The organism is Gilliamella sp. Bif1-4 (assembly GCF_001690535.1).
Classification (GTDB): Bacteria; Pseudomonadota; Gammaproteobacteria; order Enterobacterales; family Orbaceae; genus Gilliamella; species Gilliamella bombi.
In genome coordinates this window covers 208,521-222,246 of sequence record NZ_LZHC01000024.1, presented here as the reverse complement: position 1 = coordinate 222,246, position 13,726 = coordinate 208,521, and the positions used below count along the sequence as shown (strand labels likewise).

Here is a 13,726-nt window from a genome sequence, read left to right as displayed (position 1 = left end):
ATGTTAAAAAATAAATCAAAACAGAAAGCTAAAAAAAGCCGTCAAGAGATTAATGAAGAATCTCGGGAACTGAAGCGTAAACGCAAACACAAAGGTTTACCAAGTGGCTCTCGCTTTAATAAACTAAATAATAATAAAAATAAAAATTCGACAAAAACAACCAAAGATCCAAGAGTGGGGAGCAAAAAACCTATTTCTTTAATTGTCGAAGATTCTAACAATATAGAAAAACCTGTTAAACAATCTAAAACAATTAAAACGATTTTATCACCTCAACAAGAATTAGAACAATTAGAGAACGATCCAAAATTAGATATGTTACTTGATCTAGTCGAGCAAAAAGCCAAACTCACTAAAGATCAACAAATTTATCTTGATAGCAAATTGAATCGTATCGATGAACTGATGCAAGAGCTTGGTTATACTGATGACGACTTTGATGATTTTGATGAATTAGACGAAAAGAAAGAAGATATTGTTAGTTTATTAAAACGAAACTAATAATAGGAAAATATAATTAGCAATCGTGATAGTATGTGTCTTGATATGAGTAGGAATATCATCCAAAAGTAATATTCCTACTGATAATTTAAACTTAGAATCCATTACTTTTATTCAGTCAATTAATAATTAAAAGTGAGCAATTCATAGTGCCAATATTAATTATGTTAAGTTTATATTTTGGGTTATTGATTTGCACATTGTTATATTTAAATAAAACTAATCGAATCAAAATTAAAACCAAAATCAAGAACCAACAAAAAGCAATAGTAAAAACTCATAAAAATAACAACACTAAAGATATACATAAGCGGAAGTAAAAAGCATGGCTGATACGCAATTATGGGATCAAGCGTTAATTGAAAAATATAATTATTCTGGCCCAAGATATACCTCTTACCCTACTGCACTTGAATTTAACGAAAAATTTAATGAGCAAGAATTTTTATCGGCGGCAACTCGTTATCCCACAAAACCGTTATCGCTTTATGTGCATATTCCGTTTTGTCATAAGCTTTGTTATTTTTGTGGTTGTAATAAGCTTATTACTCGCCAAACACAAAAAGTTACCAAATACCTTGACATTTTAGATATTGAAATTGCCGAACGTGCAAAATTATTTAAACATCGCACGGTAACACAAATGCACTGGGGGGGGGGTACACCGACTTTTTTAAACGATGCTGAAATTATTCGATTGATTACCTCACTAAAAAAGCATTTTAATTTTGTTGCTAATGCCGAACTATCCATCGAAATTGATCCGCGTGAAATTACACCACAAACAATTGACCATTTAGCAAGTGTTGGTTTTAATAGGTTAAGTATGGGAATTCAAGATTTTAATCACGAAATCCAAAGCCTAATTAATCGTGAACAAGATGAAATGTTAATACGATCCCTTATTAATCAAGCACGCAAAAATAATTTTCACTCAATTAGTTTAGATTTAATTTATGGCCTACCAAAACAAACCATTGAGAGTTTTTCCGAAACGCTTAATAAAGTGATTGATATTTCTCCCGATCGTTTAAGTGTATTTAATTATGCTCACTTACCAAGTCGTTTTGCTGCCCAACGTAAAATTAAAGATGATGATTTGCCTAATGCCAATCAAAAATTGCAGATCCTACAAACTAGCATTAAAAAGTTAACCGAAGCTGGTTATCACTTTATCGGTATGGATCATTTTGCTAAGCCCTCTGATGAATTAGCTATTGCTCAACAAGAAAATAAATTGCATCGCAATTTTCAGGGGTATACAACTCAAGGCGATGCTGATTTACTTGGACTTGGTGTGTCGGCCATTAGTATGTTAGGTGATAGTTATGCGCAAAATCAGAAAGATCTAAAAATCTATCAAACTCAAGTTGAGCAAAAAGGGCATGGGTTATGGAAAGGATTTACCTTAAATCGTGACGATAAGATTCGTCGTGATGTGATAAAACAACTTATCTGCCATTTTCATTTAGATAAAAATGTTATTGAACAACAATACCAAATTCAATTTGATGATTATTTTGCTGAAGATTTGAAATTACTGGCACCATTGCAAAAAGATGGATTAGTGACAATCAATAACAATATAATCGAAGTCCAACCTAAAGGACATTTATTGATACGCAATATTTGTATGTGCTTTGATATTTATATGCGAAAAATGGTAAGGCAGCAGCAGTTTTCTAGAGTTATTTAATTTGAAGTCGTTTGTCAAATTGCTGTAAACAATATGAATAATTCCTACAAAATAAATATTATGATAATATTTAGTCTAATTTAATAAAAAATAACAAATTATTTATTTTATTGTGATTAAAGGTTAGCTTTTAAATTCGCAATTTTAGCCTTTAGACATGAAATTTTTATTTTTAATGAGGAGTATATTGATAAAATGGCATTGATGAATAAATTATTAGAAGTATTTCCAACTCGCCCTTCAAAGGTTATGAAACTAAAGTAAGAAGGAAAATTGCAGCAAATAAAATTAATTTTTGCGGCAATGTTGTTCTTTGCATTAGCTATGTTTACAGCCCTAAGATATTATCCTTGATTAATTGATGCTTATAGAATATCACGTAACCCTGTTGTGGTTAACTATCATGTAGAAGGAGAATGTCGTGTAAAAAGTATGATTAATAATTGTTCAGTGTAAATTACTACTAAAACAGGACAAGTTATTAAACGTGATTACCTTTTCATTGGCGGAAAACAAGCAAATTACCAAGTTATAACTGTAGCTTCTGCTGATGACCCATCACTAGCAACAATCAATTTAGCCCTTGAGAATATGCGAACTCAATTTGTGATTACGACTATTATTATTCTTTTTTTTACATTGATTATGTGGATGGGGTTAGTAAATATTTTAAAAATATATAAAATGATAAAAGTTATTGATGAAATTAATGGGCAAAGATTAACACCAGTCATTGTTCCAATTAAATTAAAAGTTTACGGTAAAATAATAGTAGCTTTATATAATGCGAACAATGTGCAAGGAGTAAATGTAAAATATGCAGCCAATTTTGATAAAAACTCAAATGATGGACCAATCATTATAGGTGATGTGATTAGAAATAAATGTAATGCTTTGGCCGTAATCGGAGAAAATAATCCTGTTCCTATTATTCTTAATCAAAACTTTACGCGCTGTGATTTTACTGACAACGAAATTCTAGCATTAAAAAAAGCACTATCTTAATTTTGATATGATTCAATAATAGTGAAATCAGTTTGTGTTTAAATATTTAAATTTTATATATAGGACGATAGAGTCGCCCTATTTCTTAAAAATTGTGATATATATTGCAACTTATTTTTTCTTTTAAGAAAAAATAAACAAACTACACTTATTAATGGCTTGCTAGATAAACCTTAAATTTTGTCGTTTGTGCAATCACTTCAACGCTTTTGAATGTTTCATCTAAAATGGTTTGATACGGTAAAAATGAATTTGCCACAATGCACAAATAACCATTTAATTTTAGATGTTTTTTTGCTTCTTTGATTAACGTATTAACGGCCATGTAATCAGTCTGTTTACCATCATGAAAAGGTGGATTCGAAACAATAAGATGATATTTATCATTTAGATTTGAAAAAACGTCACTCGCTACAACTGTGGCATTAACATGATTACGGTTTAACGTGGCTTTACTTGATTCAATTGCTGCACTGCTTACATCAGATAACGTTAGTGCAATATCAGGGTATAATTTACCTAACACCGTGGATAAGATGCCTGAACCACACCCCACATCTAATACATTACCTTTAATAATATCAGTACGACCCATCAATGTATTTAACAGTAATTCACTACCAGCATCTAACCCTTTTTGGCTAAAAACACCGGGTAAACTTTTGATTTCAATATTCTGATTTTCAATAGTTAAATGATAACTTAACCACCATTCATCAAGATCAAAGGCTAAACGGCTATCTGCCTGAAAATGATATAAACCACAACGTCTTGCGCTATCAATTTTTTGAATTGTACCAAAATCACTCAATAAAGCTTCCACGCTTTTTACACCTGTTCTATTTTCACCTATTATAAAAATATCACTGCCTTTTGGCATATTATGTAATAAATAAGAAAGCTGAAATTGTGCTTCGCTTTTAGTTTTTGGCCAATAGTAAATCAGTGTATTCATTCCTGCGTAAAAATCCGCTTCTGGCAACAATGAAAAATAGGTGTGATTGCCTCGTGCACTAGCTTTTAGACGTAAATAAGTATGAAATTGTGTGCAATGAATCTTAACTTGATTTGCCGACATAATAGATGGATAACTATCCTGAATATCACCAGCTATCAACACATTTTTATCGTTAAAAAATGTTTGGTGACGTTCAAGTACTTGACTTGCTGGAGTAAAAGCAGATGTTGCCATATTTCCTCAATGAAAAACCTTTATAAATTGATGCATTGATTATACAATTAACTATCTTTAATCTCTAATAAAAAACAGTAAGTCAATAATGACACTACAAGATTGGTATCTAAAGCAGTGCAATATAACTCAATACGTTTTGAGGAATGCCAATGTTTTCAAAGGTGAAATAACGACACAAATAAGAGAAGAAATTAGGTTGATTGTGGTTGCAGAACAAAAACCAACTCAAAAAATCTATTTTGATATTTTAAATGCTATCCATCTAACTGAAGAACAAGTATTGTTTTTAACGCCACAACAATTAATTATACCTGCTGATGAAATTAATACAGTAATCTGGTTTATTGATATTACCTTGAATGAATCTTGGGGTAATCCATTGACTATTCAAACAACCAGTCTAGATCAGCTTGCAAAAACACCACAACAAAAACGCCAACTATGGCAAAAATTATGTCAATATGAAAACCATTTCCACCCTGACCGAACATGATTTAATAGAAGCTTTTGAATTAGAACAGATTTGCCATGCTATTCCTTGGTCAAAACAGACATTCCTTTCAAACCAAGGTGAGTGTTATCTCAATTTTAAAATAACGATTAATAATCAAATGGTTGGATTTTGTATTTGTCAATATGTAGCAGATGAAGCAAATTTATTTAACATTGCAATACATCCCGATTTTAGAAAGCAAGGACTAGCAAGAAAGCTACTCAACCATTTGATAGATAGGTTAATAACAATAAAATCGCCCTGCCCAATCTCAACACTTTGGCTTGAAGTCAGACAATCAAATACGCCAGCAATTAAGTTATATCACACACTAGGATTTAACCAAATAACGATTAGAAAAAATTATTACCCAACAACTAATGGTAAACAAGAAGACGCTATTATCATGGCATATACTTTAGCTTTATGATTTACCGTTAAAATTAGCAAAAGGAAAAAAGTGTAATGTCACAAAATAGAGCTTTACTCTTTATTAATGGCGAACCACCACAACATAACTTTCACCATTTAGATAAGTACACCTATATCGCTTGCACAGATGGAGCTTACCATAATTATCTGTCTACTTTGTCAATCGAACCAAATTTTATTATTGGTGATTTAGATAGTTATAATCCTAACAAAGCAATTCCACCTAAAACTCAAATTATTCATACACCCGACCAAAATAAAACTGATTTTGAAAAAGCAATTTTGTTTTTAGCAGGTAAAGGGGTGAAAGCATTTGATGTTTATGGAGCTAGTGGCCATGCTAGCGATCACTTTTTGGGAAATATTTCTGTTGCAATAAAATATTATCATCAGTATCAAATCACCTTTTATGATAATTATTGCCATTTCTTTTTTGCCAAACATCATCAAGAAATAACCAATGTAAAAGATCATATTATTTCACTAATGCCACTTTCAAAAGTAACTGGTGTAACCATTACAGGCTTTCAATACCCCTTAATTGATGCCACATTATCACTAGGAGGAATTGTTAGTTTAAGAAACAAGGCGATTAGTGATTTGACTAAAATATCTTTTAAAAACGGTGATTTAATGGTCTTTATTGAGAATTGAAATAATGTCAATTGACATTTATATTTACATTACTTTACAATCTTCCTTTACAAAAGAAGAAATATAATTGTGGTTCAAGGAAATTCGCCATGCTTCTCAAAAAAGTTTCTGTGCTAGTTTGCGCATCTTTCGTTTCTTGTGTATCTTTTGCCCAAACAAATAATATACAGGATGAAACAGATAAGGTAATTGATACATTTTTGCAATGTGATAATCAGTTTTTTGAACAATTATCTAAACACCAAGAGTCAATAAATCAATACGTTGATTTAGCAACCACTCCCGATAATGTAACTTATATTCCTGTTAAATCTATTCAAAAACCCGACAAAAATAAAGTCATGTTTAAAAAACCACTTAAGTATCATGGTTTAGAAATTGTTGGCTATCAAAATATTTATATTTCAACTACTTTATCTGGTCAGTTTCTTTATTGGGGATTTATCTTTGATAACAAGCAAGATGAAATTAAAAGTGCTTTAAGCAATATTAATTGGTTACATTATAGCCAAAACACTTACATAGCAAATGCTAAAATTTATGATAAAAAATCAAAATCTAAAACATGGGAAGATGATATTTATGCCATCGATGGCGTTATTCCAAGGTTTGGTACAATTAATAAAGCACTTTATCTAGAATCTTCTGCTAATAATCAAAGTAGTATTTTTTGTTCTATTCAAGGCGATTTAGAAAAAGAAACAATTCTTATGGCTCGCCCAGATCTAAAACCAATCATCGAAAAACAAGAAGCTGAACTGCAAGAGCGAATTAAGGAATACCAAGAAAAAATGAAAAAAGAAAAAGAAAAAGAAAAAAAACAAACTCAATCACAAACTAATCCTACAGAAACTAACTCAAAAGATGGAGAAAAGATTTAAATGAAAAAGGTCAATTTATTTTTAATTCTCTTTTCTTTTGCAGCATTCAGCCATGCCTCAGAGGAAAAAGCTAATATCGATACAAAAGCAAATGAAAATACTGCTGTTGAAAGTTTAAAAGATCCAAGAGTAGGAGAACAATTCATTCCAACATCAAAAACTAACGACAATAATACTATTGGCTATTCATTTTTAGATAGAAAATCGATCAACCTTCACCCTTTCAACTCCAAAATTCGTGTATTTAGTGAAGTGACTAATTATAGCCCAGCATTGGTACAAAAAAATGATGATGGTACAGAGACTCCCTATCATTCCATAAGGATCGAATATTATGCTAATTGCGACAAAATGGAGTTAGCAAAAGGAAAGCTTAGAACAATCGAAAATAATTTTGGTGATGGAAAATTAGTCAACACAATTGAGATAGCAAACCGTTGGATAGCTATCACTCATGATAACGAGCAATATAAGCTACTTACTATTGCCTGTTCCTTACCACTCGCTAATTAGTAAATCAGTACCTACTTTTACTCTTGCCATCTTTGCTGTGGCGGAGTATATTCGTTTATGTTAATATCGCTCTATTATTTATTTGAATGAATATCTCTTTATGAATATCACACAATTTCATACCATTACCGAGCAGTTATTCAACAAAATCGAACTATTCTTGGATAATTATGTAAATGAACATGACATCGATTTAGACTATGAAACAAACGGCAATGTCATCACAGTTAGTTTTCCCAATGGCAGTAAAATCATAATTAATACGCAAGAACCACTCTTTCAGGTATGGTTAGCCACTCAAAAACAAGGTTATCATTTTGATTATATTGATAATTATTGGATTTGTAATCGTACCGACAAGTCGTTTGATCAGATTTTTTCTGAATCTGTAAAAGAACAAGCTGAGCAATAATGTATAAAAAATGGGAATTAGTTTAACAATTAATTCCCGTTCAAGAGAGTAGTAACAAAATTTTACTTAAAAGAAGTCTACAATAAAGTAAGATTTGCTAATTTAACTACTAGCCATTTTATACCTTCATTAACAAAAGCAATTTGTACTCGCTTATGATCTCCTTCGCCATCAAGGTTAACAATAGTTCCTTCACCGAAACGCTTATGTAATACTTTACGGCCTAATTTGTAACCATCACATTGAGGCTTCTTTTTAGGGTAAGACTTTATTTTTTCAGGCGACATCGTTCCCTGATAACTAATTTCATTTAATTTATCAATAGGTAATTCAGACAAAAAGCGTGAAGGTAAATTACGTTCTTCACGACCATATAGACGCCTTATCTGAGCTAATGATAATGTTAAACACTTACGTGCTCGAGTAATCCCGACATAAGCAAGACGACGCTCTTCTTCCATTTTATCAATGTCTTGAGAAGATCTTAAGTCTGGAAATATGCCCTCTTCTAGTCCTACAATAAAAACATTATCAAATTCAAGGCCTTTGGCAGAATGCAGAGTCATTAGTTGAACTGTATCTTGTTCACTAATTACATCTCGGCTTTCTAATGACGTATATGCTAAAAATGATTCTAAAACAGTTAATGCCTTACCAGTTTCTTTATCTTGAATAAGGGTATTTTCATTAAAGCGATAAAACTGCTCAGCGGCCGATACCAATTCTTCAAGATTTTCTAGCTTTGATTGCCCTTTAATACCAGGTTCTTGCTCATACATTTGCAATATGCCAGATAGTTTGATGATAATATCAAGTTGTTTATAAAATGGTTTAAGCTCCACTTTATCGAAGATAGATTCTATTAATTCCAAAAAACGACCAATCCCTGCGCTTTGCCGTTCAGTAAAAGCATTGGTTTGGATTAGCATTATACATGCATCCCATAATGAAATATTATACTGCTTTGCAGTCAATCTAACTTTATCTAGCGTGACATTACCAATACCTCGAGTTGGGGTATTGATTGTAGCTTCAAACGCCATGTCATTATTGTGATCATGTAATAGCCGTAAATAGGCAAGCGCTAATTTAACTTCTTGTCGTTCATAAAAACGAATAGTGCCATAAATTTGATAAGGTAAACCTGCTTGCAATAATGTGTCTTCAAATATACGTGATTGTGCATTATTACGGTACAATATCGCACAGTCTGCGTACTTTCCACCTTCGTCATGGAATTTTTTTATTTGACTGACAACAAATCTTGCCTCATCAATATCATTAAAACCAATATAAAGCGTAATCAGTTCACCGCCGCCTATATCTGTCCATAAATTTTTACCCAATCGATTCTGGTTTTTCGATATTAAATTATTAGCTACATCTAAAATGTTACCTGTTGAACGATAATTTTGTTCCAACCTAATAATTTCAGTTTCAGGGTAATCATTTATAAATAATTGGAGATTATCCGCATTAGCACCACGCCAACTGTAAATAGATTGATCGTCATCACCCACAATCATTACATTGGCTGTATTACCTGCTAGTTTTTGTACCAAACGATATTGGATCTTATTAGTGTCTTGAAATTCATCAATTAGGATATTACTAAAACGATGATGACAATAATTTAAAACGTCTTGATTATGGCAAAGCAGCTCATACGTTCTTAAGATTAATTCTGAAAAATCAACGTATCCAACTCTATCACAAATAGTTTGGTAGTCTCGATAAATCGCCTGCCACATTACTTGTTTAGGATCTTCAGGAACAATATCTTCCGCTCGGAACCCTTTTTCCTTTTGAGTAGAAATAAAAGTAGCACACTGTTTTGGCGACCATTGTTTTTCGTCGATTTTTAGTTCGTGAAAAATTCGCTTGATAAGCCGAATTTGATCTTCAGTATCAATAAGTTGAAAATTAGGAGGTAACTTAGCTTGCTCAGGAAACATGCGTAACAAACGATGAGTAAGCCCATGGAATGTACCCACCCACATACCATTAAAATAACCCTCGCCTACTAATGCTTGAATACGTTCTTGCATTTGAATAGCCGCTTTATTGGTAAAAGTAACCGCAAAAATTGAGCCAGGTGAATAACTCTTTTCAATACAAAGCCAAGCAATACGATGAACTAAAACACGCGTTTTACCACTCCCTGCACCTGCAAGAACAATTGAATATTGACTATCGGTAGTGACTGCTTTTTGTTGCTCTGTGTTTAGGCCGTCTAATAATATTTTATTTATTTCCATTATATGCAAACCTATTTTGATAATAGAAACCGCCAAGTAGCATTAATATTGAAAGAGTTATTAGTATTTTCATCATATTCCGAATACGTTTGTCCACTGTGATCTAACAGAATATAAATAAAGACAAAGCTTCTCAGGTAAAAATTTCCATTACTATTAAAGAAACGTACCTTTACATTTATTTTACTGTTTATTTGTACAGATAAGAAAATCAATTATAGCAGATTCTCTAATTCTGGCAATTGCGTTATTTCGATGTGAGGTAAACATCTAGTATCATTAAGCTGAAAAATATTCTGATTATAAATATTAATAAAGCAAGCTAAAAAGCCGTTATCAATTGCCCCATTAACATCCGTTAATAAATTGTCACCCACATGTAAAATAGAGTGTGATGGAATATTAAGTTTGTGAGATGCTAAGTCAAAAATTTCAGGAAAAGGTTTAGAACGCCCATGTTCACCACCACGTAGTGAAAATTGAAAATAATCACTTAAGCCAATTTTGTTAATATCAACATTACCATTAGTAATAACGGCCAAAGGATATTGAGTGGCTAACTTAGTTAATAGTGCATGCGTTGATTCAGGAACGTTCATCTTGTGCCGCCAAAAATTAAAACAACTCATTGCTTCGTCGATGACATCAGCAACTTTTGATGCTGGTATATTCGTTTTATTTAATAGCGACTTAATGGTTTGAATTCGCCAAACAATAACATCGTGATAAATTTCAGGGTCAGATGCAAGTATAGCACGCTTTTCAGCAAAATATTCGGGTAACGTAAGCGTGCGTAATTGTTCATAACCTTGAAGGGTTTTGATCATTTCTTCTTCTGCTTTTTCAACAATCATGTTGTTATTGTATAACGTGTCATCTAAATCGAAAGTAAATGCTTTAATTGTGTTAATAGATCGATAAAAGTGCATCGTTATTTTCCCCTTTTAGCGCGTGGATGGGCTGAATCATAAACTTCAGATAGATGCGAAAAATCTAAATGCGTATAGACTTGGGTCGTTGATAAATCAGCATGCCCTAACAATTCTTGTACAGCACGCAAATCACCACTTGATTCTAGCATATGAGTTGCAAATGAATGACGTAATTTGTGAGGGTGAACATGACTGCTTAACCCTTGTTTAATTCCCCACTGAGCAAACCGTTTTTCAACATTTCGCGGTGAAATACGCTTACCCAATTTGGAAATAAATAAAGCATCATCTTGTGGTGCTAAAAAATTCCGCATTGACAACCAGTGTTTAATCCATTTGATAGATTCTCGACCTAATGGCAATTTTCGCTCTTTATTCCCCTTACCCATTACGCGAATTTCACCATCAACAAGATTCAATTCTCGACAGTTAAGACCGACTAATTCAGAAAGGCGTAAGCCAGAACCATACATAACTTCAAGCATAGTTCTGTCACGAACAGAAAGCGGATCGTTATGCTCAATATCAAGCAATTGATTAATTTCGTCAATATCAATATTTTTGGGTAAGTGTTGACCTAATTTTGGGTTTAGTACACCTCGGGCAGGATTAGCAGTAAGTAGCTCATTTTTAACCATCCAATCACAAAAACTACGCAATGCAGAAAGTCTTAACGATAAGCTTCTTGCTTGTAAGCCTGTCTGTTTGCTACGGCTGATTAACAATCTAACTGCGGATGAATCCAAATTTTGCCAGTTCGAGATTTCAACCTCACTTGCCAACGAAATAAGCGCATAAAGTTGACGCCGATAATTAATCTGAGTATTTAAGCTTAGTTGCTTTTCTGACTTTAGATAATTTAAAAATTGATCAACAGGCAACGTTAATGCCGTATTATCATTTTTATTAGGCTGCGCCATACTATGTCCTTAATTTGTTCGCATAATCCATCTGCTAATTAAAATTGGTAAGATTTCACTCATTTTTTCAAGTAATAATGTACCTTGTCCTGCTTGATAATGTTCGGGATTAGCACTAGTAAACATTAAAAGCCCTAAATCACCAAATTGTCCTAACAAAGATAATGCCACTGAGCCAACGTAACCGTGTTCATCAGGTAATAAAAAATCAAGCTCAGTTGAATTTAATGTACCTAAATATTGTTGACTATACTGGAAATGTCTAACACGAATAAAATCAAATTGTGATGAATCTAAAGCTATATGATGGTAATTTGATGGCGCACTAAGCAACCATTTGTCACCAAAAAGATATAAATAAGCACCACTAAGCCCTAATGATTTTGCCCATGTGTTTAATAACACAATAAGTTGATTTAGATCCTGTGCTTTAATTAACCCAATTTGTAGATCCATTAGCTGATTAAACAACAATTCGTTGGCACTGGCATGTTCCAGTAATAATGAAATTTCGCACTCTAATTGGTTAATTTTATTGCGCTGACGCGCCATGTTCCATTCTGGTAAAGAAATCATTCCCCTGACAGGATGAGGCACTCGCATACACTCAACATGCCGGGCATTTCTCATAAAAAAATCTGGATTATCAATAATATATTGACAAACGATTTCATCATTTAATTTTAATGATGAAGACGATCGCCGAGCTTTTTTTACTCTTAAATTTTGTGTATTTTTATCATCCATAATTAGAGTCTATTGCATTACCGTGTTATCTCATGTTTCTAATGTTTTCATTTCGGTTAAAGATAAAAATCCAAATGAAATCAATATTCTACATAAAGGTTTTTTGCCTTATTATTTTCTGTCAATAAGTTTTAGAGCCTACTGGGGGATGATATTAAAGTTAAGTAGCAATAAAACCATCATATACATGTGTAGCAGGTCCAGTCATATAAAGTGGTTGATTTCCACCTTTCCATTCAATTAATAATTTGCCACCAGGTAAATTAACATTAACTTGTTGGTTTAATAATCCTTGATTGATACCTACTGCCACCGCGGCACAGGCACCAGTACCACAAGCTTGTGTTTCGCCAACCCCTCGTTCGAATACACGTAAATTAATATTATTGCGATCAATAATATGCATAAATCCAATATTGGCACGTTCAGGAAAACGTTCATGCTGCTCTAATAATGGACCTAGTGTTGCTACTTCTGCGGTTACAATATTATCGACTTGAACAACACAATGGGGATTACCCATAGATGCAACACCACATAATATAGTCAGTTCTTGTGCTCGGATTATATAAGTTTTTTCTTCTTTTATAGCTTTGAAAGGAATTTTGTTAGGTTCAAAAATAGGCTGTCCCATATTAACACGCACGGTATTATCATCATTTACGGTTAAAACAATATTGCCTTTCATGGTACTAACTTTTAACACTCGTTTTCGGCTAAGGCCTTTCAAACGAACAAAACGCGCAAAACAGCGAGCCCCATTACCACATTGCTCAACTTCAGAACCATCTGAATTAAAAATGCGATAATGAAAATCACTATCTGGTACATAAGGTGGCTCAACAAGAAGAAGTTGATCAAACCCGACACCAGTATATCGATCTGCCATACGTTTAATCATTTCTGTCGAAAGATGAACATTTTGCGTCACAGCATCAATAACCATAAAATCATTTCCGAGTCCATGCATTTTTGAAAAGTTCATCGCTAGTTTACCTTCTGTTGTCAAACATGTTTTTATTTTTAACTTTTAGTCTAAACTGTTTACCAACATCAACTAAAAGAGGAATGCTATTATAATTAAGCA

The 13,726-nt window shown here is 32.7% G+C and carries 15 protein-coding genes; 9 read left to right on the top strand and 6 right to left on the bottom strand.

Annotated elements, in window-relative coordinates:
- From yihI to A9G25_RS03840, 3 genes are all read left to right on the top strand, one after another.
- Positions 1-501 carry a Der GTPase-activating protein YihI gene (yihI, locus tag A9G25_RS03850; protein ID WP_065589274.1) on the top strand — a complete coding sequence of 167 codons (501 nt, stop codon included), beginning with the start codon at positions 1-3 and terminating at the stop codon, positions 499-501.
- A 325-nt stretch (positions 502-826) separates the two neighbouring features.
- Positions 827-2,197 carry an oxygen-independent coproporphyrinogen III oxidase gene (gene hemN / locus A9G25_RS03845; protein WP_065625811.1) on the top strand — a complete coding sequence of 457 codons (1,371 nt, stop codon included), beginning with the start codon at positions 827-829 and terminating at the stop codon, positions 2,195-2,197.
- Between the two features lie 651 nt (positions 2,198-2,848).
- Positions 2,849-3,202: a hypothetical protein gene (locus A9G25_RS03840; RefSeq protein WP_141674989.1), complete on the top strand. Its 354-nt coding sequence runs from the start codon at positions 2,849-2,851 to the stop codon at positions 3,200-3,202.
- 151 nt (positions 3,203-3,353) lie between these two features.
- Here A9G25_RS03840 and rsmC read toward each other — a convergent pair whose 3' ends face one another.
- Complete coding sequence (gene rsmC, locus A9G25_RS03835) at positions 3,354-4,394, bottom strand: 16S rRNA (guanine(1207)-N(2))-methyltransferase RsmC (RefSeq protein ID WP_065625809.1); 1,041 nt, start codon at positions 4,392-4,394, stop codon at positions 3,354-3,356.
- A gap of 88 nt (positions 4,395-4,482) precedes the next feature.
- Between rsmC and A9G25_RS03830 the strand changes: the two genes are divergently transcribed.
- The 6 genes from A9G25_RS03830 to cyaY all read left to right on the top strand — a co-directional run bounded on the left by A9G25_RS03830 (position 4,483) and on the right by cyaY (position 7,782).
- Positions 4,483-4,890 (top strand): DNA polymerase III subunit psi, encoded by a 408-nt coding sequence (locus A9G25_RS03830; RefSeq protein ID WP_081297135.1) that lies wholly within the window; start codon positions 4,483-4,485, stop codon positions 4,888-4,890.
- Positions 4,859-5,320: a ribosomal protein S18-alanine N-acetyltransferase gene (gene rimI / locus A9G25_RS03825; protein ID WP_065625807.1), complete on the top strand. Its 462-nt coding sequence runs from the start codon at positions 4,859-4,861 to the stop codon at positions 5,318-5,320. Before A9G25_RS03830 ends, rimI begins: the two co-directional genes overlap by 32 nt.
- A gap of 35 nt (positions 5,321-5,355) precedes the next feature.
- A complete protein-coding gene (locus A9G25_RS03820) occupies positions 5,356-5,976 on the top strand; it encodes a thiamine diphosphokinase (RefSeq protein ID WP_065625806.1) in 621 nt (206 codons plus the stop codon).
- Positions 5,977-6,065: 89 nt separating this feature from the next.
- Positions 6,066-6,857: a hypothetical protein gene (locus A9G25_RS03815; RefSeq protein WP_065625805.1), complete on the top strand. Its 792-nt coding sequence runs from the start codon at positions 6,066-6,068 to the stop codon at positions 6,855-6,857.
- Complete coding sequence (locus A9G25_RS03810; protein ID WP_065625804.1) at positions 6,858-7,370, top strand: surface-adhesin E family protein; 513 nt, start codon at positions 6,858-6,860, stop codon at positions 7,368-7,370.
- 100 nt (positions 7,371-7,470) lie between these two features.
- Positions 7,471-7,782: an iron donor protein CyaY gene (cyaY, locus tag A9G25_RS03805; RefSeq protein WP_065625803.1), complete on the top strand. Its 312-nt coding sequence runs from the start codon at positions 7,471-7,473 to the stop codon at positions 7,780-7,782.
- A 77-nt stretch (positions 7,783-7,859) separates the two neighbouring features.
- Here the strand turns inward: cyaY and uvrD are convergent, their stop codons facing one another.
- From uvrD to dapF, 5 genes are all read right to left on the bottom strand, one after another.
- The gene (gene uvrD / locus A9G25_RS03800; protein ID WP_141674988.1) at positions 7,860-10,040 is read right to left on the bottom strand and encodes a DNA helicase II; all 2,181 of its coding nucleotides are present in this window, start codon (positions 10,038-10,040) and stop codon (positions 7,860-7,862) included.
- 215 nt (positions 10,041-10,255) lie between these two features.
- Positions 10,256-10,969 carry a 5-amino-6-(5-phospho-D-ribitylamino)uracil phosphatase YigB gene (yigB, locus tag A9G25_RS03795; protein WP_065625802.1) on the bottom strand — a complete coding sequence of 238 codons (714 nt, stop codon included), beginning with the start codon at positions 10,967-10,969 and terminating at the stop codon, positions 10,256-10,258.
- A 2-nt stretch (positions 10,970-10,971) separates the two neighbouring features.
- Entirely contained in the window at positions 10,972-11,892 is a 921-nt protein-coding gene (gene xerC / locus A9G25_RS03790; RefSeq protein ID WP_065625801.1) for a tyrosine recombinase XerC, read from the bottom strand.
- Between the two features lie 9 nt (positions 11,893-11,901).
- On the bottom strand, positions 11,902-12,639 hold the full coding sequence (locus A9G25_RS03785) for a DUF484 family protein (protein WP_065625800.1): 738 nt from the start codon (positions 12,637-12,639) through the stop codon (positions 11,902-11,904).
- Between the two features lie 160 nt (positions 12,640-12,799).
- Complete coding sequence (dapF, locus tag A9G25_RS03780) at positions 12,800-13,624, bottom strand: diaminopimelate epimerase (RefSeq protein WP_065625799.1); 825 nt, start codon at positions 13,622-13,624, stop codon at positions 12,800-12,802.
- Between the last annotated feature and the right edge of the window lie 102 nt (positions 13,625-13,726).